This is a genomic window from Rhodococcus sp. 11-3 (assembly GCF_023704055.1).
In the GTDB taxonomy this organism is placed as follows: domain Bacteria; phylum Actinomycetota; class Actinomycetes; order Mycobacteriales; family Mycobacteriaceae; genus Rhodococcus; species Rhodococcus aetherivorans.
The window spans coordinates 3,440,274-3,461,316 of sequence record NZ_CP080406.1 but is presented as its reverse complement, the minus strand read 5'-3'; the positions used below and the strand labels follow the sequence as shown (position 1 = coordinate 3,461,316).

At 71.7% G+C, this 21,043-nt stretch carries 24 protein-coding genes; 18 read left to right on the top strand and 6 right to left on the bottom strand.

Annotated features, from left to right (window positions below; translation table 11 throughout):
* Nucleotides 1–33: 33 nt before the first annotated feature.
* From KZJ41_RS16265 to KZJ41_RS16245, 5 genes are all read left to right on the top strand, one after another.
* Nucleotides 34–1,173, top strand: a complete 1,140-nt coding sequence (locus KZJ41_RS16265) for an 8-amino-7-oxononanoate synthase (RefSeq protein WP_029544112.1) — start codon at nucleotides 34–36, stop codon at nucleotides 1,171–1,173.
* Complete coding sequence (gene bioD / locus KZJ41_RS16260; protein WP_029544109.1) at nucleotides 1,170–1,865, top strand: dethiobiotin synthase; 696 nt, start codon at nucleotides 1,170–1,172, stop codon at nucleotides 1,863–1,865. The genes KZJ41_RS16265 and bioD overlap by 4 nt, the downstream gene beginning before the upstream one ends.
* Nucleotides 1,866–2,110: 245 nt before the next feature.
* Nucleotides 2,111–3,397, top strand: coding sequence for a PP2C family protein-serine/threonine phosphatase (locus KZJ41_RS16255; protein ID WP_065922501.1), 1,287 nt, complete (start codon nucleotides 2,111–2,113; stop codon nucleotides 3,395–3,397).
* Nucleotides 3,398–3,459: 62 nt separating this feature from the next.
* Complete coding sequence (locus KZJ41_RS16250; RefSeq protein ID WP_006946175.1) at nucleotides 3,460–3,849, top strand: STAS domain-containing protein; 390 nt, start codon at nucleotides 3,460–3,462, stop codon at nucleotides 3,847–3,849.
* 148 nt (nucleotides 3,850–3,997) lie between these two features.
* Complete coding sequence (locus tag KZJ41_RS16245; RefSeq protein WP_006946173.1) at nucleotides 3,998–4,447, top strand: ATP-binding protein; 450 nt, start codon at nucleotides 3,998–4,000, stop codon at nucleotides 4,445–4,447.
* A 108-nt stretch (nucleotides 4,448–4,555) separates the two neighbouring features.
* Here KZJ41_RS16245 and KZJ41_RS16240 read toward each other — a convergent pair whose 3' ends face one another.
* Entirely contained in the window at nucleotides 4,556–4,984 is a 429-nt protein-coding gene (locus KZJ41_RS16240; protein WP_029544103.1) for a hypothetical protein, read from the bottom strand.
* Between the two features lie 35 nt (nucleotides 4,985–5,019).
* On the bottom strand, nucleotides 5,020–5,172 hold the full coding sequence (locus KZJ41_RS16235) for a hypothetical protein (RefSeq protein WP_006946171.1): 153 nt from the start codon (nucleotides 5,170–5,172) through the stop codon (nucleotides 5,020–5,022).
* Between the two features lie 268 nt (nucleotides 5,173–5,440).
* On the opposite strand from KZJ41_RS16235, the gene KZJ41_RS16230 reads away from it, so the two are divergent.
* Genes KZJ41_RS16230 through KZJ41_RS16215 form a run of 4 tightly spaced genes read left to right on the top strand, consistent with a single transcriptional unit; the run spans nucleotide 5,441 to nucleotide 9,261 of the window.
* On the top strand, nucleotides 5,441–5,725 hold the full coding sequence (locus tag KZJ41_RS16230; protein WP_065923454.1) for a hypothetical protein: 285 nt from the start codon (nucleotides 5,441–5,443) through the stop codon (nucleotides 5,723–5,725).
* Nucleotides 5,722–6,537 carry a hypothetical protein gene (locus KZJ41_RS16225; protein WP_029544101.1) on the top strand — a complete coding sequence of 272 codons (816 nt, stop codon included), beginning with the start codon at nucleotides 5,722–5,724 and terminating at the stop codon, nucleotides 6,535–6,537. The genes KZJ41_RS16230 and KZJ41_RS16225 overlap by 4 nt, the downstream gene beginning before the upstream one ends.
* Nucleotides 6,538–6,595: 58 nt before the next feature.
* Complete coding sequence (locus KZJ41_RS16220) at nucleotides 6,596–8,512, top strand: fumarate reductase/succinate dehydrogenase flavoprotein subunit (protein ID WP_006946168.1); 1,917 nt, start codon at nucleotides 6,596–6,598, stop codon at nucleotides 8,510–8,512.
* A gap of 2 nt (nucleotides 8,513–8,514) precedes the next feature.
* The gene (locus tag KZJ41_RS16215) at nucleotides 8,515–9,261 is read left to right on the top strand and encodes a succinate dehydrogenase/fumarate reductase iron-sulfur subunit (RefSeq protein ID WP_006946166.1); all 747 of its coding nucleotides are present in this window, start codon (nucleotides 8,515–8,517) and stop codon (nucleotides 9,259–9,261) included.
* 80 nt (nucleotides 9,262–9,341) lie between these two features.
* On the opposite strand, the gene KZJ41_RS16210 is transcribed toward KZJ41_RS16215, so the two are convergent.
* Nucleotides 9,342–10,004 carry a TetR/AcrR family transcriptional regulator C-terminal domain-containing protein gene (locus KZJ41_RS16210; RefSeq protein ID WP_065922503.1) on the bottom strand — a complete coding sequence of 221 codons (663 nt, stop codon included), beginning with the start codon at nucleotides 10,002–10,004 and terminating at the stop codon, nucleotides 9,342–9,344.
* 132 nt (nucleotides 10,005–10,136) lie between these two features.
* On the opposite strand from KZJ41_RS16210, the gene bioB reads away from it, so the two are divergent.
* The 4 genes from bioB (at nucleotide 10,137) to KZJ41_RS16190 (ending at nucleotide 13,705) form a co-directional block, all read left to right on the top strand.
* Nucleotides 10,137–11,150, top strand: coding sequence for a biotin synthase BioB (bioB, locus tag KZJ41_RS16205; protein ID WP_029544097.1), 1,014 nt, complete (start codon nucleotides 10,137–10,139; stop codon nucleotides 11,148–11,150).
* 9 nt (nucleotides 11,151–11,159) lie between these two features.
* Nucleotides 11,160–11,354 carry a hypothetical protein gene (locus tag KZJ41_RS16200; protein WP_006941314.1) on the top strand — a complete coding sequence of 65 codons (195 nt, stop codon included), beginning with the start codon at nucleotides 11,160–11,162 and terminating at the stop codon, nucleotides 11,352–11,354.
* A gap of 83 nt (nucleotides 11,355–11,437) precedes the next feature.
* Nucleotides 11,438–12,736 (top strand): patatin-like phospholipase family protein, encoded by a 1,299-nt coding sequence (locus KZJ41_RS16195; RefSeq protein WP_251549284.1) that lies wholly within the window; start codon nucleotides 11,438–11,440, stop codon nucleotides 12,734–12,736.
* Nucleotides 12,737–13,003: 267 nt separating this feature from the next.
* The gene (locus KZJ41_RS16190; protein WP_006941310.1) at nucleotides 13,004–13,705 is read left to right on the top strand and encodes an MspA family porin; all 702 of its coding nucleotides are present in this window, start codon (nucleotides 13,004–13,006) and stop codon (nucleotides 13,703–13,705) included.
* A gap of 99 nt (nucleotides 13,706–13,804) precedes the next feature.
* Here the strand turns inward: KZJ41_RS16190 and KZJ41_RS16185 are convergent, their stop codons facing one another.
* Together KZJ41_RS16185 and KZJ41_RS16180 are read right to left on the bottom strand one after the other, a co-directional pair.
* Nucleotides 13,805–14,146 carry a hypothetical protein gene (locus tag KZJ41_RS16185; RefSeq protein WP_065922504.1) on the bottom strand — a complete coding sequence of 114 codons (342 nt, stop codon included), beginning with the start codon at nucleotides 14,144–14,146 and terminating at the stop codon, nucleotides 13,805–13,807.
* Nucleotides 14,147–14,224: 78 nt separating this feature from the next.
* Nucleotides 14,225–14,929, bottom strand: a complete 705-nt coding sequence (locus KZJ41_RS16180; RefSeq protein WP_006941309.1) for an NUDIX domain-containing protein — start codon at nucleotides 14,927–14,929, stop codon at nucleotides 14,225–14,227.
* A gap of 79 nt (nucleotides 14,930–15,008) precedes the next feature.
* Here KZJ41_RS16180 and nadA point away from each other — a divergent pair, with 79 nt between their 5' ends.
* From nadA to KZJ41_RS16155, 5 genes are all read left to right on the top strand, one after another.
* Nucleotides 15,009–16,043, top strand: coding sequence for a quinolinate synthase NadA (nadA, locus tag KZJ41_RS16175; protein WP_050035344.1), 1,035 nt, complete (start codon nucleotides 15,009–15,011; stop codon nucleotides 16,041–16,043).
* A 2-nt stretch (nucleotides 16,044–16,045) separates the two neighbouring features.
* Nucleotides 16,046–17,644, top strand: coding sequence for an L-aspartate oxidase (locus KZJ41_RS16170; RefSeq protein WP_065923455.1), 1,599 nt, complete (start codon nucleotides 16,046–16,048; stop codon nucleotides 17,642–17,644).
* Nucleotides 17,645–18,514: a carboxylating nicotinate-nucleotide diphosphorylase gene (gene nadC, locus KZJ41_RS16165; protein ID WP_006941300.1), complete on the top strand. Its 870-nt coding sequence runs from the start codon at nucleotides 17,645–17,647 to the stop codon at nucleotides 18,512–18,514.
* A 162-nt stretch (nucleotides 18,515–18,676) separates the two neighbouring features.
* Entirely contained in the window at nucleotides 18,677–20,080 is a 1,404-nt protein-coding gene (locus tag KZJ41_RS16160; protein WP_084648621.1) for a wax ester/triacylglycerol synthase family O-acyltransferase, read from the top strand.
* Nucleotides 20,081–20,096: 16 nt separating this feature from the next.
* On the top strand, nucleotides 20,097–20,393 hold the full coding sequence (locus KZJ41_RS16155) for a DUF2470 domain-containing protein (RefSeq protein ID WP_006941289.1): 297 nt from the start codon (nucleotides 20,097–20,099) through the stop codon (nucleotides 20,391–20,393).
* Between the two features lie 7 nt (nucleotides 20,394–20,400).
* Here KZJ41_RS16155 and KZJ41_RS16150 read toward each other — a convergent pair whose 3' ends face one another.
* Nucleotides 20,401–21,036, bottom strand: coding sequence for a LysE family transporter (locus KZJ41_RS16150; RefSeq protein WP_065922506.1), 636 nt, complete (start codon nucleotides 21,034–21,036; stop codon nucleotides 20,401–20,403).
* Nucleotides 21,037–21,043 lie beyond the last annotated feature (7 nt).

The window sequence follows — 21,043 nt, the reverse complement described above, 5'->3', positions numbered from 1 at the left end:
CACTTGAACAGTGTTCAGGTATGGTCTGCCGACATGACCGCCTTCGCCAGCCTCCAGTGGCTCGACGACGTCGCCGACGCCCGTCGCGCGGCGGGCCTGCGCCGCACCCTGCATCCGCGCACCCCGGCACCGGGCACCGTCGACCTCGCCTCCAACGACTACCTCGGGCTCGTCCGGCACCCCGAGGTCCTCGCCGCCGCGACCGCCGCGCTGCGCCGGTGGGGCGGCGGCGCCACCGGATCCCGCCTCGTCACGGGCACCACCAGCGAGCACGAACTGCTCGAGCGTGAACTCGCCGAGTTCACCGGCGCCGAGTCCGGCCTCGTATTCGCCAGCGGCTACGCCGCCAACCTCGGCGCCGTCACCGCCCTCGCCGACCGCGACACCCTCGTGGTCTCCGACGCGGGTTGCCACGCGTCCCTGGTCGACGCATGCCGGCTGACCCGCGCGCGGGTGCAGATCGCCCCGCACACCGACGTCGACTTCGTGCGGACGGCCCTCGCCACCCGCACCGAGCGGCGCGCCCTCGTGCTCACCGACTCCGTGTTCAGCGCCGACGGAGACCTCGCGCCGCTGCCGGAACTGCATGCGGCGTGCCGCGCGCACGGCGCACTGCTGCTCGTCGACGAGGCCCACGGGGTCGGAGTCCGCGGTGAGGGGGGCCGCGGACTCGTCCACGAGGCGGGTCTCGCCGGCGAACCCGACGTCGTGGTCACCGCCACGCTGTCGAAGTCCCTGGCCTCGCAGGGCGGCGTGGTCCTCGCCGATACCCGCGTGCGGGCCCACCTGATCGACGCCGCCCGCACCTTCATCTTCGACACCGGTCTCGCGCCCGCGGCCGTCGGCGCCGCCCGCGGTGCGCTGCGCGTGCTGCGCGACGAGCCGCAACGGGCCACCGCCGTGCTCGAACGGGCCGCCGACCTGGCCCGGATCACCGGCGTCGCCGCCCCCACGTCGGCGGTGGTGTCGGTGATCCTCGGTGACCCGCAGGTCGCGTTCGACGCCGCCCAGGCGTGCCGCAGCCGGGGCGTCCACGTCGGCTGCTTCCGGCCGCCGTCCGTCCCCGAGGGCACGTCCCGGCTGCGGCTGACCGCGCGCGCGAATCTCGGCGCCGACGAGCTCGCCCGCATCGAAAGCGTCCTCACCGACGTGCTGGCCGGGGTGCGGGCATGACCGTCCTGTGTGTGACCGGCACCTCCACCGAGGTGGGCAAGACCGTCGTCACGGCGGCCTACGCCGCCGTGGCCGCCGCGGCGGGCCTGCGGGTCGCCGTGTGCAAACCGGCGCAGACCGGCGTCGCCGACGACGCACCCGGCGACCTCGCCGAGATCGCCCGGCTCACCGGGCACCGGGTCCACACCGTCGAACTGGCCCGCTACCCGGAGCCGCTCGCACCGGACACCGCGGCGCGGCGCAGCGGGCGGCCGCCGCTGCACCTGCCCGACGTCGTCACCGCCGTGCGGGCACTCGCGGACGCGTACGACCTGGTGCTCGTCGAGGGGGCCGGCGGGCTGCTCGTCCGGCTGGGGGCGGACGGGTTCACCCTCCTCGACGTCGCCGCCGCGCTGAGCGCCCCCACCGTGGTGGTGGCGGCCCCCGCCCTGGGCACCCTGAACCACAGCGCGCTGACCGTCGCCGCGCTGCAGGCCGGCGGCGTCGAGTGCGCGGGCCTGGTGATCGGCGCGTGGCCGGAGCAGCCCGGTCTGGCCGAGCGGTGCAATCTGCAGGACCTGCCCGAGGTGACCGGCGTGCCCGTCGTCGGGCGTATCCCGGCGGGCAGTGGTGCCCTCGACGCCGTGGCCTTCGGCGAGCAGGCCGCACGCTGGCTGCCGGCCGACCGGACCGGGCTGCCGATGCGATCCTGACGCCCGTCGCGGCCCGCGCTCGGCGCCCCGGCACGTTTCCTGCAGGTGAACGAATGTGCGAAGACGGCGAGTTCGGGTAGGGTGTCCGATGCGGTTGAGACACCAGCCGTAGTGCCTGTGAGGTACGCGTTCCGACTACGCGTCCCTACGTCAGTGCTACGCAGTGCTCGTCGCGTTGGGTGTCGACTGCTGCGTTTCACCGACCGAGGCAGGACCGGAAGTCGGTGTAGGAGACAGCGCAGGCGATGACGGTGCTCGATCACCAGCAGTGGGAGACTGCCCGCATGCGGGCCGTTTCCCGCTACAACATTCTCGACACCCCGGCCGACGGCACGTTCGACCGGATCGCCCGACTGGCTGCGTCCTGGTTCGGCACCCCGATCGCCACGGTGACGATCGTCGACGAGGACCGCATCTGGTTCAAGGCCGCCCACGGCCTCGAGGGGGTGCGGCAGATCGACCGCGACCCGGGCCTGTGCGCCTCCGCGATTCTCTGCGACCGTCCCTATGTGGTGGCCGATGCCCGGACCGACCCGCGGACCGCGCAGAATCCCCTCGTCCAGGGCGAGCTGGGGGTGCGGTTCTACGCCGCCGCCCCCATCACCACCGCGGACGGCTACCGGCTCGGCACGGTCAACGTCCTCGACACCCGGCCCCGGGAGGTCTCCACCGCGGACCTGTCCGTCCTCGAGGACCTCGCGTCGGTGGTGATGGATCAGCTGGAGCTGCGGTTGTCGGCGCTGGCCACCGTCCGGGCCGAACGGGACCTGCGGCTGCAGGCCGAGCGCGACCGGCACGTGCTCGCCGAACTCGCCACGACCCTGCAGCGGACCCTGCTGCCGCCGTCGCTGCCGGCCATCGAGGGCATCGAGCTCGCGTGCCACTACCATGCGGCGTCCTCCCAGCAGGTCGGCGGCGACTTCTACGACGTGTTCCACCTCGGTGACGACAGGTGGGCGTTCTTCCTCGGGGATGTCGAGGGGCACGGGCCCGTCGCGGCCTCGGTCACCTCGCTGATCAGGTACACGCTGCGGGCGGCCGCCGTGCGATTCTCCGACCCGCGGCTGGCGCTGGCCGAACTCAACACCGTCCTGCTGCTCGACCCGCAGCAGCACCGGTTCTGCACCGTGATGCTCGGGATCATCGAACCGAACCTCGAGGGTCGCGAGGGCGCCCGGGTGACCCTCGCCACCGGCGGGCATCCGCCCGCGCTGCTGCTGCGGCGCTCGGGGGCGGTCTGCGCTGCGGTCGGCGTGCGCGGCATGCTGGTGGGCGCGCTGCCCGAGGCCCGCTTCGGAGCGTGCACCGTCGACCTCGAGCCGGGGGAAACGCTGCTGCTCTACACCGACGGACTCACCGAGGCCCGCCCCGACGGGCGGGAGATCTTCGGGGAGGAAAACGTCGTCGCATTCCTCTCCGCGCGAGTGCCGGACGCCACCCCGATCAGCCTCGTCGCCGAGCTTTCCGAATTGATTCCCAGCCTGCGGGCGCAGGACGACATCGCCCTGCTCGCCGTGGGTGTACCCCGTTGACTTCCGATCCCCGGATCGGACCCGCTATCGCACAGGAGGACAGAGTCTTGCATGATGGACAGATGAACGAAGCGACTTCCGAACAGCCGATCATGGCCGTATCCCAGACGTGGAGCGGCGACATCGCGGTGCTGTCGGTGGCCGGTGACGTGGATCTGGTCAGCGCCCCGCAGCTCGAGGAGGAAGCCGTCGCCACCCTGGGTAACGACAAGTGCCGGGGTCTGATCGTGGACCTGGGTGCCGTCAACTTCCTTGCCTCGGTGGGCATCGCCGTGCTGGTGGACCTGTCGAAGAAGACCGCCGGCACGATCCCCTACGCCGTCGTCGCGCAGGGCTCGGCCACCGCGCGGCCCCTGTCGCTGCTCGGGCTCGACGAGGTGTTCCCGATCCACAGCCGCCTCGACGAGGCGCTGGCCGCCCTGCAGGCCGACAAGGCCGGCACGGAGGCATGAGCCGACAAGGGCGGCAGGGAGGCATGAGCCGACAAGGGCGGCAGGGAGGCATGAGCCGACAAGGGCGGCAGGGAGGCATGCGCCGGGCGGAGACCTGGCACGCCGGACACGAACCGGTCGGGGACCTGTCGACGACGAGGGAACGAGGATGCAGACGCGAGGCGTAGCACCAGCCTTTCTGACGACCGGACTGTACTACCGCGGCGTACGCGCCGAGGCCTCGCAGGTGACGATGCTGCGGCAGGCTCTCGATCGGTGGCTCAGCGGCCTGCGGCTCGCCGAGGTCGGTGGCCAGGATGTGCTGCTGGCCAGTTACGAGGCGCTCGCGAACGCGGTGGAGCACGCTTACGCCGACGGTGACGGCACGGTCGACCTCGAGGCGAAGTACTCGCCTCAGGACCGGTGCGTCGAGATCGTCGTCACCGATCGCGGGCACTGGCGGGAATCGGCCGTGCCGACCGCCGGGAGCTCGCGCGGGCACGGCCTGACGCTGATCCGGAACCTGGCCGCGGACACCGACCTGGCCGTCAATTCCGACGGCACCGTGGTGGCGATGCGCTGGCACCTGCCGCAGGAGGCCTCGGCCTTCTCGGGTTGATCCGGGCCGCCGGGGCGGCGTCTCCTGCTCGCCCGACGGCTGGTCGACCGAACGACTCCGGCCCCGGCGCACGACGCGCCGGGGCCGGAGTCGATTTCGTGGACGGAGTCAGGCCGGTTGCGGGTCCCGGCGGGCCCCGGCGTCACCGTTCAGGGCGAACACCGAGGTGCACACGGTCCCGGCGGGCACCGTGACGTCCCCGCGGGACCGGGTCACGGTGTCGCCGAGCAGGTCGTGTTCGACGAGTGCCTCGAGGATCCGTTCGGGGGCGTCGTGCACGCAGACGCAGGGGATGCCGGCGGCGCGCACGGACTGCATCGTCATCGCCTCGGCGGGAGAGCAGGCGCCGTCGAGCACCTCCTCGGTGACGATCGCGCACACCACCCGGCCCGGGGCGAAGGTGTCGGTGAAACCGAGTCCGTGGTGACGCGCCCACGTCCGCAGCTCGGCACCGCGGGCGCCGTCGAGCACCCGGGAGCAGTCACCGACGATCAGCAGTTCGCCGGCCGGTACCCCTTCGATCGATCCTGAACTCATCTGATCCCCTGCTTTCCACATCGACGTCGTCGACCTCATGCGCGCCCGGTGCTCGCCGACCGCTCGTCGGTGCGTGGTTCGGCGAACATCGCCTCGATGCGGCGCTTGATCTCCTCGGTACTCATGGCCGAGCCGGCCGAGGCCGTGGCGCGACGGGAAGCGGCGGAGGCGAACAAGGTGGTCTGCATGACGGTTTCGGTCCTTACTCTCTTCAGCGCGAGCTGTTTTCACACTGGCACCAAAGCTTTCCCGGATGCGGGATTTTCGAAACCTGTAGCAGAGATTTCACATTTCCTGGACTGAAATGTCCGGATCCGGGGCGGATAGGCCGCCCGGCGGGGCGTTTACGCGCCGATCGCCGGATTCGCATGTGTTGCCGCGCGAATGTCGTACTGTGATAGCTGTCACATCGAGTCGGCAGGTGTCGACGTGCCGACCGCCCTCTCGGAGGTACGAATGTCCACCACCGAAATGCAGGAACTGCACCGCACCATCGGTCACCTTCGGCACTGCCTGACCTCGCTCCGGTCGAGGTACGGCGACGCCGCTGCGGTGCGCCGCCTGATCAACGACGTGGACCGGCTCGACATCGACGCGCAGGATCTGGCGGCCTCGCCGCCGCGCGAGACGTCCCGGCCGTCCGGCGAGCGGATTCCGATCCCCGACACCCCGTACGACGAGATCTTCCGCGGCGTCGACTGTGACGACGAGGGGCTCGGCGGCCTGCACGGCTCGCGGTGAGCGCCCCCGCGGCAGGCGCCGGCGTCCGGTCCTCGACGCGGGCCCGGATCGCGGCGCGCACGCTACGCACCGACCGGTGGTGGCAACCGCCCGTGCTCACCACGCTCGGGCTGGCCGTCTTCGTCGTCTACGCGACGATTCGGTCCTTCGTGCGCACCGCGTACTGGGTGGAGGAGTACCACTACCTCACGCCGTTCTACTCGCCGTGCGTCAGCGCGTCGTGCGTGCCCGGCGCCCGGCACTTCGGGACGTGGGTGGGCGAGCTGCCCATGTGGATCCCCCTGGCGTTCCTGTCGCTGCCGTTCCTGCTCGGATTCCGGCTGACGTGCTACTACTACCGCAAGGCCTACTATCGCTCGATCTGGCTGGCGCCGCCGGCCTGCGCCGTCGCCGAGCCGCACGCCCGGTACACGGGGGAGACGCGGCTGCCGCTGCTGATCCAGAACTCGCACCGCTACTTCTTCTACGTCGCGCTCGTCATCTCGGCGATCAACACCTACGACGCGATCGTCGCGTTCCACGGTTCCGGCGGCGGGTTCGGCTTCGGCCTCGGCAACCTCATCCTGGTGGGGAACGTGCTGCTCCTGTGGGCGTACACCGTCTCGTGCCACTCGTGCCGGCACGTCACCGGCGGCCGGCTCAAGCACTTCTCGAAACACCCGCTGCGTTACCGGATCTGGACGGCGGTTTCCCGGCTCAACACCCGGCACATGCAACTGGCGTGGACCACGCTGGGCACCCTGATGATCACGGATTTCTACATCATGCTCGTGGCGAGCGGCACCATCTCGGACCTGCGGTTCGTCGGCTGAGCCACGACGACGGCCCGGGCGCCGGCCCCGGGCCGACTCGGCAGCGAAGGAGGACTGGATGGCGGACGTCGAACGGCACAGCTACGACGTGGTGGTCATCGGCGCGGGCGGGGCGGGGCTGCGCGCCGTCATCGAGGCGCGTCAACGCGGACTGCGGGTCGCGGTCGTGTGCAAGTCGCTGTTCGGCAAGGCGCACACCGTCATGGCGGAGGGCGGTTGCGCCGCCGCGATGGGCAACGCCAACCCGCACGACTCGTGGCAGGTGCACTTCCAGGACACCATGCGAGGAGGCAAGTTCCTCAACAACTGGCGCATGGCCGAACTGCACGCCCGCGAGGCGCCCGACCGGGTGTGGGAACTCGAGACCTACGGTGCGTTGTTCGACCGCACCCCCGACGGCCGGATCAGCCAGCGCAACTTCGGCGGTCACACCTATCCGCGGCTGGCGCACGTCGGTGACCGCACCGGCCTCGAGCTGATCCGCACGATGCAGCAGAAGATCGTGTCCCTGCAGCAGGAGGACCACGCCGCCACGGGCGACTACGACGCCCGGGTGCGGGTGTTCGCCGAATGCACCGTCACCGAACTGCTGAAGGACGCCGAGGGCCGCATCGCCGGTGCGTTCGGGTACTGGCGCGAGTCCGGCCGGTTCGTGCTGTTCGAGGCGCCCGCCGTCGTCGTGGCCACCGGCGGGATCGGCAAGTCCTGGAAGGTGACGTCGAACTCGTGGGAGTACACCGGCGACGGTCACGCTCTCGCGCTGCGGGCCGGGGCCGCCCTGATCAACATGGAGTTCGTCCAGTTCCACCCCACCGGGATGGTGTGGCCGCCGAGCGTCAAGGGCATCCTCGTCACCGAGGGGGTGCGCGGCGACGGCGGGGTCCTGAAGAACTCCGAGAACGAGCGGTTCATGTTCTCGTACATCCCACCGGTGTTCAAAGGCCAGTACGCGGAGACGGAGGAGGAGGCCGACCGCTGGTACACCGACCAGGAGAACAACCGCCGCACCCCGGACCTGTTGCCGCGCGACGAGGTCGCCCGCGCCATCAATTCCGAGGTCAAGGCCGGTCGCGGCACCCCGCACGGCGGGGTGTTCCTCGACATCGCCTCGCGCATGCCCGCCGAGGAGATCGTCCGGCGGCTGCCGTCGATGCACCACCAGTTCAAGGAGCTCGCCGACGTCGACATCACCGCGGAGGCGATGGAGGTCGGCCCCACCTGCCACTACGTGATGGGCGGCATCGAGGTCGATCCGGAAACCGGTGCCGCGTCCGTGCCCGGACTGTTCGCCGCCGGCGAGTGCTCGGGCGGCATGCACGGGTCGAACCGGCTCGGCGGCAACTCCCTGTCGGATCTGTTGGTGTTCGGCCGGCGCGCCGGCCTCGGCGCCGCCGACTACGTGCAGGGCCTCGGGCACCGCCCGCGCGTCGCCGAGGCGGACGTCACGGCCGCGGCGCGCACGGCGCTGGCCCCGTTCGATCCCGCCGAGCCCGCGACGGCGGAGAACCCCTACACCCTGCACACCGGGCTGCAACAGTCCATGCAGGACCTGGTGGGCATCATCCGGCGCGCCGACGAGATCGCCCGTGCCCTCGACGTCCTCGGCGCGTTGCGGGCGCGGATCCGGAACGTCGCCGTGGAGGGGCATCGGCAGTTCAATCCCGGCTGGCACCTCGCCCTGGACCTGCGCAACATGCTGCTCGTGAGCGAGTGCGTGGCCCGGGCGGCGTTGCTGCGCACGGAGAGCCGCGGCGGGCACACGCGCGACGATCATCCGTCGATGGACCCGAACTGGCGCCGGACGCTGCTCGTGTGCCGCACGGACGGTGGTGACGAGTCGATCCCGGATGTCACGGTGGCACCCGAACAGCAGGTGCCCATGCGACCGGACCTGTTGGCGCTGTTCGATTTCGAGGAACTCGCCAAGTACTACACCGACGACGAACTCGCGGAACATCCGGGACGGAGGCCGTAGCCATGGGGTACCGGGCGGCATTCAAGATCTGGCGCGGCGACGGCGGTGGCGGTGAACTGCGTGACTACACCGTCGAGGTCAACGAGGGCGAGGTCGTCCTCGACATCGTCCACCGACTGCAGGCGACCCAGGCTCCCGACCTGGCGGTGCGGTGGAACTGCAAGGCCGGCAAGTGCGGGTCCTGCTCGGCGGAGATCAACGGCCGTCCGCGGCTGCTGTGCATGACCCGGATGTCGGTCTTCGCCGAGGACGAGGTGGTCACCGTGACCCCGCTGCGCACGTTCCCGGTGGTCCGCGATCTGGTCACCGACGTGTCCTTCAACTACGAGAAGGCCCGGGAGATCCCGGCGTTCGCGCCCCCGCCCGACCTGGCGCCGGGGGAGTACCGGATGCAGCAGATCGACGTGCAGCGGTCGCAGGAGTTCCGCAAGTGCATCGAGTGCTTCCTGTGCCAGAACGTCTGCCACGTGGTGCGCGACCACGAGGAGAACAAGGAGGCGTTCGCCGGTCCCCGGTACCTGATGCGGATCGCCGAACTCGAGATGCACCCGCTCGACGTGGCCGACCGGCGCACCGCCGCGCAGGAGGAGCACGGACTCGGGCTGTGCAACATCACCAAGTGCTGCACCGAGGTGTGCCCGGAGAACATCCACATCACCGACAACGCGCTGATCCCGATGAAGGAACGCGTCGTCGACCGTCGGTACGACCCGATCGTCTGGCTCGGCAACAAGCTGTTCCGGCGCTGACCCCACCCGCTCGGCCCACCGGTAGCAGGCCACCGCGCGGCCGACCCCCGTCCGTCCTGGTGGCCGAATGTCACATGCGTTCAGGTGGGTTGCACCGGTGTGACATTCGGCCGCGACGCAGCGGGATCGCCCTCGCGCAGGCGGCTGCGGATGCCGTCGACGAACAGGGTCAGGCCGAAGTCGAACCGCACGGACGGATCCCCGTCGAGCAGGTCGTCGTCCGAGCCGGCCGCGGTCTCGGTGGACACGTCGGGCGAGACGGGCTTGCGGGTCAGCGCCCCGAGTTCGGCGAGCTGCAGACGGGACTGCTCGTCGACGGTGTGGCCGAGGACGTAGTGCAGCAGCGCGTACCCGGCGAGTTCGGCGTGGGCGCGGGACAACCGCGCCCGCAGGCCCGCCGCGACGAACGCCTCCCGCACGCGCGACGTGGTCAGGCGCGACGCGTAGGTCGCGGCGACGAGTTCCGCGCCGTCGCGGTGGGCGAGCAGTGCGGCGCGGAAGCGGTGCGCGAGTTCGGTGAGTGCGCCGTCCCAGGCGGGGGCGGTGGACGGGGCGTCGACGCCGTCGAGGATGCGGTCGGCCATCGCGCCGAGCAGGGTCTGCTTGTTGGGGAAGTGCCAGTACAGGGCCCCGGGCTGGACGCCGAGCGACGTGGCGAGCTTGCGCATCGTCAGGTCGCCGAGACCGTACTCGTCGAGGATCGCCATCGCGCCGTCGAGGACGTCGCCGCGTCGCAACTGCACCGTTCGCTCCCGTCGTACCTGGTTCCCGACCATTCGTCGCGTTGACAGTAGACCACCGCCACCCTAGCCTGAACAGCGTTCAAGTGAACGGTGTTCAAGTTCGCCGTGACCCGCACCCTCCAGGAGACGACCGTGACCCAGGCCCCCGCCCGTGCCGACATCCTCACCCTCGCCCGCGAACAGGTGCTGGGGCGTGGCGAGGGACTCGACCGTGAGCAGGTCCTCGAGGTGCTGCAGCTGCCCGACGAGCGGCTCGAGGATCTTCTCGGCCTCGCCCACGAGGTCCGCATGACCTGGTGCGGCCCCGAGGTCGAGGTCGAGGGCATCATCAGTCTCAAGACCGGCGGCTGCCCCGAGGACTGCCACTTCTGCTCCCAGTCGGGGCTGTTCGCCTCCCCGGTCCGCTCGGCATGGCTCGACATCCCCAGCCTCGTCGAGGCCGCCAAGCAGACCGCCAAGACCGGTGCCACCGAGTTCTGCATCGTCGCCGCCGTCCGGGGGCCCGACGCGCGGCTCATGGCCCAGGTCGCCGCCGGGGTCGAAGCGATCCGCAACGAGGTCGACATCCAGGTGGCCTGCTCGCTCGGCATGCTCACCCAGGAGCAGGTCGACCAGCTCGCCGCGATGGGAGTGCACCGCTACAACCACAACCTCGAGACCGCCCGCTCCTTCTTCCCGCAGGTCGTCACCACCCACAGCTGGGAGGAGCGGTGGGAGACCCTGCGGATGGTCCGCGAGGCCGGCATGGAGGTGTGCTGCGGCGGCATCCTCGGCATGGGGGAGACCCTCGAACAGCGTGCCGAATTCGCCGCCGACCTGGCCGCGCTCGAGCCCGACGAGGTGCCGCTGAACTTCCTCAACCCGCGCCCGGGCACCCCGTTCGGGGATCTGGAGGTCCTGCCGGCGGCGGAGGCGCTCAAGGCCGTTGCCGCGTTCCGGCTCGCGTTGCCGCGCACGATCCTGCGCTTCGCCGGCGGCCGCGAGATCACCCTCGGCGACCTCGGCGCCAAGCAGGGCATCCTCGGCGGCATCAATGCCGTCATCGTCGGCAACTACCTCACCACCCTCGGCCGGCCGGCCGAGTCCGACATCGACCTGCTCGGCGAGCTGAAGATGCCGATCAAGGCGCTCGGCGAGACCCTCTAGGAGGCCGGCGTGTTCAACCCGTTCACCGGCCGGCCCGTCGACGAGAACGCCCCGGTCCCGGCCGCGGCCCGGCTCGGTCTCGAGCCGCCCCGGTTCTGCGAGCAGTGCGGGCGCCGGATGATCGTGCAGGTCGCCCCCGACGGCTGGTGGGCCCGGTGCTCCCGGCACGGGACGCTCGACTCGAGCCTGACGGAACGTCGCTGAGCGTGGCCGCGCCCGCCGACCGTGGCGGGTGCGGCCGGGGAGGGACCGCCGCGCCCGGGGCCCGCGCGGACAGGCGGCCGGAGATGCGACACAATCAGCGCGACGTCCCCTCCGGAAGGATCAACGTGTCGGTGCAGTCCGTGCGGCGCAAGAAGATTGCCATCGCCTGTCAGGGTGGAGGCACGCACGTCGCCTTCACCTGGGGTGCGCTCACCTCGATTCTGCGGGCCAAGCAGCGATGGGACGCCGACGGCGGCACCTCCTTCGATCTGGTCTCGTTCAGCGGCACGTCCGCCGGCGCGTTGTGCGCGCTTGCGACCTGGTACGGCCTGGCCCCCAACGGATCCGACCCGGACTGCGGCACCGTCGACAAGGCCGTCGAACGACTCGACCACCTGTGGACCGTGTTCGCGGCGACCAACCCCGCCGAGACGCTGCACAACCTGGCCGGGCAGGTGCTGCTGCGCTGGAAGGCCGCGGGCGTGGCCCTCCCCGAATCGAGTCCGTACGCCGCGGCGGGCCGCCTCGGGCTGCTCGGCCTGGGATCGGTGGGTGCCCGCCCGGAGTACCTCGGATTCCAGGGCCTGCTCGCCTCGCTCTGCCCGGACTTCGACTCGGTCGATTGGAAGCTCCTCGCCCAGAACAATGTCCGGGTCATCGCCGGCGCGATCGAGGTGCTCAGCGGCAACTTCGAGACCTTCGACTCGGACAAGACCCTGGAGGAACTGGGGCTCAAGCCCCCGCCGGAGCGCGACCAGTACGGCGCGACGCGGTGGCGGATGCGACGCGCCCTGTCGCTCGACGGGGTGGCGGCGTCGGGCACGCTGCCCGAGCTGCTGCCCGCACAACCGATCGAGAACCTCGAGTTCCCCACTGCGGACGAAGGCACCACCGTCCGGCGCACCGGCTACTACTGGGACGGCCTGTATTCGCAGAACCCGCCGGTGCGGGACCTGCTGGACACCGAGACCTGCGACGACAAGCCCGACGAGATCTGGGTGGTGCGGATCAACCCGCAGGAGTACTCGCCGACCTCGTTGCGCGTCGGTCTCGAGGAGATCCGCGACCGGGAGAACGATCTGGCCGGCAACCTGTCGCTGAACCAGGAACTCGACCACATCCTCACCGTCAACCGGTGGATCGACAAGTACGGCAACGACGCCCCGCCCCTGACGGACCGCAAGACCGTCGTGGTCCGCACGATCAAGATGAGCCGGGACTCGGCGTGGACGCTGGACCACGCCTCGAAACTCGACCGGAGTCCGCGGCACCTGGCGGCGTTGCGGGCCGAGGGCACGGAACTCACCGAGCGGTGGCTGGCCGACTGGCGCGCGGCCGGCGACGGCTTCCCCCGGTACCCGGCCGACGCCCGGTATACGTAAGGCCGGCATGTGCCGGACCTCGCTGTAGGTTCTCGCGGAACTTGTCATCTATGAGCGGCCGGTCGGTGCCATTGCGGTGTGAACCAGGCGCTGCCGGAGTGCTGTGATCCTGCCTGCGCGGATCCTGCCTGCGCGCCCGTGGCGGCGTCACGTTCAGGACACGCCGCGCCCCGGTTCGTCCGGCGAAATCGCGTGCGCTGCTTCTAGGCTGTGCCTGCGTGTCGGAGGTCACGCCGCTTCCCACCCTCCAGGAACGAGGTCGTCACGATGGTCCACCGATTCTCCGGCAACCGATTCCGTCCGAATGTCGTCCGGGGCACCGCGCTCACCGCAGCCGTGGCGCTGAGCGTGCTCGTCGGCCCGGGCGCCGCCACCGCCGCCGTCGACAACGCCCGCGTGCTGCCCCTCGCGGACGGCAACGCGATCGAGGTGTTGCAGGCCGACACCTCCATCCAGGGCGTTCTCCCGCTCGACAGCTCCCCGCTCAGTGTCGAGTTCTTCCACGACGGTTCCGCCACCGTGAACATCACCGGGCCCGGTGCCGCCGACTACACCGGCACCAAGCTCACCCTCGGATATCAGATCGGCTACCCGGTCGCGGTGCCCGGTGCGGTGGTGCACATTTTCACCCCCAGCCTGGACTGGGAGGTCGGCAACGAGGTGGGCGTCAACGTCGAACTGGCACCCGAATTCGCGCTGGGCCTCGACGCGAGCACCGGCGCGACGATCGGCGGCTCGATCATTCCCGAGCAGGAGATCGAGGTCGAACTCGCCCCCGGCGGCATCACCGAGGTCGCCATCGTCGAGGATCACGAGTTCGACGGGGATTCGGTCACCGTCCGGATCGCCGGCGTGCACGGCTCGGTCTCCGGTGCCGTCGGGCCGGTGACGGTCCGGCCGTTCGCTCGCGCGATCACCGCCAACAACGACACCGTGGTCACCTACGGCGTCCCGCAGCGCCTCAACTGACGGGCTCCGTCGGTGGTGGCCCTGGATCCCAGCGGGTCACCACCGACGGAGGCGGAGGCGATGCTCATCGGCGTGTGACCGAGCGTTGACGTCGAGCTTCTACCGTGCACTGCCGTGGCGATGACGCTGATCGACGACACCTACCGGATTCTCGATGTCGCCCCTGAGGGGGACGCGGTCCGCATCCGCCCGGACGACTCTCAGGCCTTCGAGCGGGCCCACTTGCGGGCACCCGCTGCCGGCCGACGCCGCCGTCTGCCGCCGGAGCCCCCAACGGCCGGCGACGGCGCCGAGCATCTCGGTGAACGCGACGCGCGCCTGCGATTCTTCGCCGAGCCCCCGAACCGGCTCGGCCGGCTCGCCGCAGCCCTGTGCCACCGCGACGAGCGGCTCCGCGGATTCGGCGCGTTTGCCGGCACCGACCTCCTCGAGGTAGCTCACTACGCGCTCGCCGCCACCGTCCACTCGGCCGGGCCGTCCTGCAGTTGCCGATACCGAAACAGAGAACCACACCAACCGTCAGCCCGGCGGGCGCAGGGCGGCGAACTCGTCGGTGACGCGCAGGCGCGACTCGGTGAAGCGGAACAGTGCCGGGGGACGGCCGCCGGCACGCCCCGGCGGGGCGGTGGTGCCGGTGGGGGTCAGGACGTCGCGGCGCTTGAGCACGCGCTGCAGGTTCGTGGCATCCACCTGGTATCCGAGTGCCGCACAATAGATCTCACGTAGCGTGGACATGGCGAACTCGGCGGGGGCCAGCCCGAAGGCGATGTTGGTGTACGAGAGCTTGGCGGCCAGGCGGGTGCGTGCGTTCTCGACCATGACCCCGTGGTCGAAGGACATCGCCGGCAGGTCCGACACGGGATGCCAGGCGGTGTCCTCGGGCAGGTGGGGATCGGAGGTGATCGGCACCAGCCCGAGGTAGGTCGAGGCGATCGTGCGCGGTCCCGGCACCCGGTGCGGATCGGAGAACACCGAGAGCTGCTCGAGGTGCGCCACCTCGCGCACGTCGACCTTCTCGGCGAGCTGGCGACGGGCGGAGGTGGTGAGGTCCTCGTCGTCGCGGAGGCGGCCGCCGGGCAGCGACCAGGTGCCCGCCTCCGGGTCGAGGGCGCGCTGCCACAACAGCACCCCGAGCTCGGTCTTCGTGCCGCCCTGGGTGTCCGGAAATCGGCGAACCTGGAACACGACGATGAGCACTTCGTGAAGGGTGCTACCATGTGTCATGTTTTCGATCCTAAGTCGAAAACCCCCGAATACGGAAATCCGGGCAAAGCCCGCCCGGTGCACGGCGAAGGAGCAGGCCATGACCACTACGACGTGGGCGGGCGCGCACACCCCGATCCAGGACGGACCCGGCGGCTACACCGGCGTCGAGGCGACCCCGGAGTGGGCCGAGGAGATCCGGCGACTGGCGCGCGAACGCAACGCCACGCTGCTGGCGCACAACTACCAGCTGCCCGCCATCCAGGACGTCGCCGATCACGTCGGCGACTCCCTCGCCCTCTCGCGCATCGCCGCCGAGGCCGAGGAGGACACCATCGTCTTCTGCGGCGTGCACTTCATGGCGGAGACCGCGAAGATCCTCAGCCCCGCCAAGACGGTCCTCATCCCGGACGAGCGGGCCGGGTGCTCGCTCGCAGACTCGATCACCGCCGACCAGCTGCGCGAATGGAAGGCCGACCACCCCGACGCGGTCGTCGTCTCGTACGTCAACACCACCGCCGAGGTCAAGGGCCTGACCGACATCTGCTGCACCTCCTCGAACGCGGTCGACGTCGTCGCCTCCATCGACCCCGACCGCGAGGTGCTGTTCCTGCCCGACCAGTTCCTCGGCGCCCACGTCAAGCGCGTGACCGGCCGGCAGAACATGCACATCTGGGCGGGCGAGTGCCACGTGCACGCCGGGATCAACGGCGACGAGCTCGCCGCCAAGTCCAAGGCGCACCCCGACGCCGAGCTGTTCGTCCACCCCGAGTGCGGCTGCGCCACCTCCGCGCTGTACCTCGCCGGTGAGGGCTTCGTCGCCGACGACAAGGTCAAGATCCTGTCCACCGGCGGCATGCTCGACGCGGCCCGCGCCACCGGCGCCAAGCAGGTCCTCGTCGCCACCGAGGTGGGGATGCTGCACCAACTGCGCAAGGCGGCGCCCGGCGTGGACTTCCAGGCCGTCAACGACCGCGCGTCCTGCCCCTACATGAAGATGATCACTCCGGCCGCGCTGCTGCGCTGCCTGCAGGAGGGCAAGGACGAGGTCCACGTCGACCCGGCCGTCGCCGAGCGGGCCCGGCAGTCGGTGCAGCGGATGATCGCGATCGGCAACCCCGGCGGCGGGGAGTGACGATGTCCTCCGGCGTCGGCGCGGGTCGAGCGGAGCGGCGGGACACGATCCGCTGGGAAGCCCGCGCCGACCTCGTGGTGGTCGGGGGCGGCGTGGCCGGCCTCACCGCAGCCCGCGCCGCGTCCCGGCGCGGACTGCGGGTGCTGACCGTCAGCAAGGGCGGCCCCACCGACACCGCCACCCAGTACGCGCAGGGCGGCATCGCCGTCGTCGCCCCGGGGCCGGCGGATTCCGTCGACTCCCACGTCGCCGACACCTGCGCCGCCGGCGCCGGCCTGTGCGACGAGACGGCCGTGCGGTCCATCGTCTCCGGCGGGCAGGACGCCGTCGCGGCCCTCACCGACCTGGGAGCCGTGTTCGACCGCGGCCGTGACGGCGGCATCGCCCGCACCCGCGAGGGCGGCCACAGCACCCGCCGCATCATCCACGCCGGCGGCGACGCCACCGGTGCCGAGATCCAGCGTGCCCTGGGCGCGGCCGGACTGCCGGTGCTCTTCGGTGCCGCCGCCGCCCGCGTCCTCACCGACACGCGCGGCGTCACCGGCCTGCTCGTCCTCGACGACCGGGGCCTCGGTGTCGTCCACACCCCGGCCGTGCTGCTGGCCACCGGCGGCCTCGGGCAGCTGTACGCGTGCAGCACCAACCCGCCCGGCGCCACCGCCGACGGTATCGCGCTGGCCCTGCACGCCGGTGCCGCCGTCGCCGACCTCGAGTTCGTCCAGTTCCACCCGACCGTGCTGTTCGCGGCCGGATCCGTCGGCCGCCGCCCGCTCGTCAGCGAGGCCGTGCGCGGCGAGGGTGCCCGCCTCGTGGACAGTGCCGGCCGCCCGGTCACCGCCGGGGTGCACCCCCTCGGCGACCTCGCGCCGCGCGACGTCGTCTCCCGTGCCATCGCCACCCGGCTCGCCGAGCTCGGCGACGACCACGTCCTGCTCGACGCCCGGCACCTGGACGGGTTCGCGCGGCGCTTCCCGACCGTCACCGCCTCCCTGGCGCAGGTGGGCCTGGACCCGGCCCGCGACCTGATTCCCGTCGCTCCGGCCGCGCACTACTCGTGCGGCGGGGTCGTCACCGACGTGTGCGGCCGCACCGGTGTACCCGGGCTGTACGCGGCGGGCGAGGTCGCCCGCACCGGCCTGCACGGCGGCAACCGGCTCGCCTCCAACAGCCTGCTCGAGGGCCTCGTCGTCGGCGAGCGCGCCGGTCTGGCCGCGGCCGAGGAGCGCGGGGGGCTGCGCGTCGAGACCGCCGACGCCGACCTGCCCGTCCGGCCCCGCGCGGACCGGGCGGCGTTGCAGCAGCTGATGACCCGGCACGCCTCCGTCGTCCGCGACGCCGCCGGGCTCGCCGTCGCCGGGGCGGGCCTCACCGCCGCCCCGACCGGCCGGTGCACCGACGCGGCGGCGCTCGAGGACGCCGCGCTCACCGTCGCGGCCCGGGCCCTGACCCTCGCGGCCGGCGCCCGCACCGAGAGCCGCGGGTGCCACACCCGCGACGACCATCCCGCATCCGACCCCGCGCAGCGTCGCAGCCTCGAGACGCGTCTCGACGCCGACGGCGAGATCACGCTGCGCACACCACAACTCACAGGAGCACACTGAATGGCCAGCACCGAGCTGCCCGCCGGACTCGATCGGGACGAGACGCTCGCGCTGGTGCGCGTCGCCCTCGACGAGGACCTGCGCTACGGCCCGGATGTGACCACCGCCGCCACGGTGCCGGCCGACGCCGTGGCCACGGCGTCGGTGGTGCCGCGCAGCCCCGGCACCGTCGCCGGGATCGACATCGGTCTGCTGGTACTCGACGAGGTCCTCGGTGCCGGCGACTATGAGGTGCTCGACCGGGCCGTCGACGGGCATCGTGCCGCGGCGGGGGAGGCGGTGCTCACGGTGCAGGCCCCCACCCGGGGCCTGCTCACCGCCGAGCGCACCATGCTGAACCTGATGTGCCACCTGTCCGGGATCGCCACCGCCACCGCGCAGTGGGTCGACGCCGTCGCCGGCACCGACGCGAAGATCCGCGACAGCCGCAAGACGCTGCCGGGCCTGCGGGCGCTGCAGAAGTACGCGGTGCGGGTCGGCGGCGGTGTCAACCACCGGATGGGTCTCGGCGACGCCGCGCTGATCAAGGACAACCACGTCGTCGCCGCCGGTTCGGTGGTCGCGGCGCTGCGGGCCGTGCGGGCCCAGGCCCCCGACCTCGAGTGCGAGGTGGAGGTCGACAGCCTCGAGCAGTTCGACGAGGTGCTCGCCGAGAACGTCGAGCTGATCCTGCTCGACAATTTCCCGCTGTGGCAGACGCAGATCGCGGTCCAACGGCGCAACACGCACGCGCCGCAGACCCGCCTCGAGTCCTCCGGGGGCCTGACCCTCGACGTGGCCGCGGACTACGCCCGCACCGGGGTCGACTACCTCGCCGTCGGCGCGTTGACCCACTCGGTGACCGTCCTCGACCTCGGTCTCGACATGTGACGCCACGCCGGGGCCGCGCTTGGCACCGGCCGCATCGATCGCGTACAACTGGCTACGTATCCGCCGCCGTGAGGCACCTCACGGCGGCGGCGCGCGTCCGGCGGGTCACAGGGGGTCCGCCACTAACCAGTTCCCCGTCGCCGGGGAACGGAGAGACCTCGCATGCGTTTGCCGATGTCCCCGATCGACTCGATGTTCCTGCTCGGCGAGTCGCGCGAGCATCCCATGCACGTCGGGGGGCTGATCCTGCTGCAGCCGCCGCCGGGCGGCGACGCCCGTTCCCTGCGCGCGCTGTTCGACGCGGCCCTCGCCGGTGACGACGTCGCGCCCCTGTGGCGCCGGCGCGCGGTCCGTTCCCTCGCCACCCTGGGGATGTGGACGTGGGAGGACGACCCGCACTTCGACCTCGAACACCACGTCCGTCGCGACGCCCTGCCACGCCCCGGGGGCATCGCCGAATTGCGCGCCCTGGTGTCGCGGCTGCACAGCACCCTCCTCGACCGCAGCCGGCCGCTGTGGGAGATGCACCTGATCGAGGGCCTCGCCGACGGGCGGTACGCGATCTACACGAAGATCCACCACGCCCTCGCCGACGGTGTCGGCGCGATGCGGCTGCTGCACCGGGCCCTGAGCTCCGACGCGGACCGCACCGACATGCCGCCGCCCTGGGCGCGCTTCCCGTCCGCCGACCCGCCGCACTCCGCGGTCGGGACCGCGCTCGACCTGCCGAGCATGACCGTGCGGGCCGTGCGGGGCGTCGTCGACGAGGCCGCCGGGATGGTGCCCGCGCTGGTGGGGACCGTGGACCGGGCCCTGCGGGGCCGCGGCGGCGCGGTGTCGCTCACGGCGCCGCGCACGATGCTCAACGTGTCCATCGCCGGTGGCCGCCGCTTCGCCGCGCACGACTGGTCGCTGACGCGGCTGCGGCGCGTCGCCGAGGCCGCCGGCGCCACCGTCAACGATGTCGTCCTCGCGATGTCCGCGGGAGCGCTGCGCGCCTACCTGCTCGACCACGAGGCCCTGCCCGACGATCCGCTCGTCGCGATGGTGCCGGTGTCGCTGCGTCGCGGGAAGACCACCGAGGGCGGCAACGACGTGGGCGTGCTGATGTGCCCGCTCGCCACCCACGTCGACGGTTCGGCGGCCCGCCTGGCCGCCATCCGGGACGCGATGGTCGACGGCAAGGAGTCCATGCGGGGCCGGTCCCAGACCGCGCTGCTGGCCACGAGCGCTCTCGGCATGGCTCCGCTCGCGGTCGGGGTGCTCACCGGCAACCGGGCCGTGGTGCGGCCGCCGTTCAACGTGATCGTCTCCAACGTGCCGGGCCCGGTCGAGCCGCTGTACTGGAACGGCGCCCGCGTCGACGCCCTGTACCCGCTGTCGGTGCCGGTCGACGGGCAGGCCCTGAACATCACCTGCACCAGCACCGACGATCGGATCGCGTTCGGGCTCACCTCGTGCAGCCGCAGCGTCCCGCAGCTCGATCGCCTGATCGCGCACCTCGACGACGAGCTCGCCGCGCTCGAACGCACCGTCGGGGTGGCGGGCGCCGACGGCGATCGGTGAGGCTAGGCTCGCCGGCGTGACTTCCTTCGACGCCGCCGTCGTCGCGGCCGTGACCGGGCACATGAACGACGACCACGCCGACGACAACCTGCTCGTGGTCCGCGCGTTCGCGGAACCCACGGCGGGCGCCGCCCGCATGACCGGCGTGCACACCGAGTTCGGCGAGTGGGTCGTCGAGGTCGGCGGCATCGAGACGACGGTGCGGGTGCCGTGGCTCGAGCCCGTCTCCGACCGGGCGGGGATCCGCACCGCAGTGGTCGCCCTGTATCACGCCGCGTGCGAGCGGCTCGGGGTGGCGCCGCGGCCGCACTGACCGGCCGTTATGCCGCGGCGGCCGCGCGGCGCACGGTGGCCAGGAACGCGGCGGCCGTGAAGAACAGCCCGGAGAACACCCGGCCCGTGATGCGCTGCTGGCGCGGCGAGCGCATCAGCGTCAGCACCCGCGCCGCCAGGCCCGTGTAGCCGGTCATGACGATCATGTCGACGGTCACCATCGTCGCCGCGATGATCAGGTACTGCCGCAGCAGCGGGGCTGCGGGATCGAGGAACTGCGGCAGCACGGCAAGCATGAACACCACCGCCTTGGGGTTGCTCGCGTTGACCAGGAACCCGCGCGCCACCAGCGCCGGCGCCGAGCCGAGTCCCGGCGCCGCGCCGGGGTCGACCTCGGTGGGGCGAGTGCGCCACTGGCGCACCCCCAGGTACACGAGGTAGGCCACGCCGAACCACTTGATCACCGTGAATGCCGCCGCGGACCCGGCGAGGACCGCGCCGACGCCGGCGGCGACCACCACGATCTGCAGCAGCAGGCCGAACTGCAGCCCGACGATGTTCCACCAGCCGCGCCGCAGTCCGTGGGCGAGGCCCGAGGACATGGACGCGATCGCGCCGGCGCCGGGGGAGAGGCTGATCACCCAGGCGGCGCCGAGCAGGGCCACCCACGTCTGCCAGGTCATCGGGCGA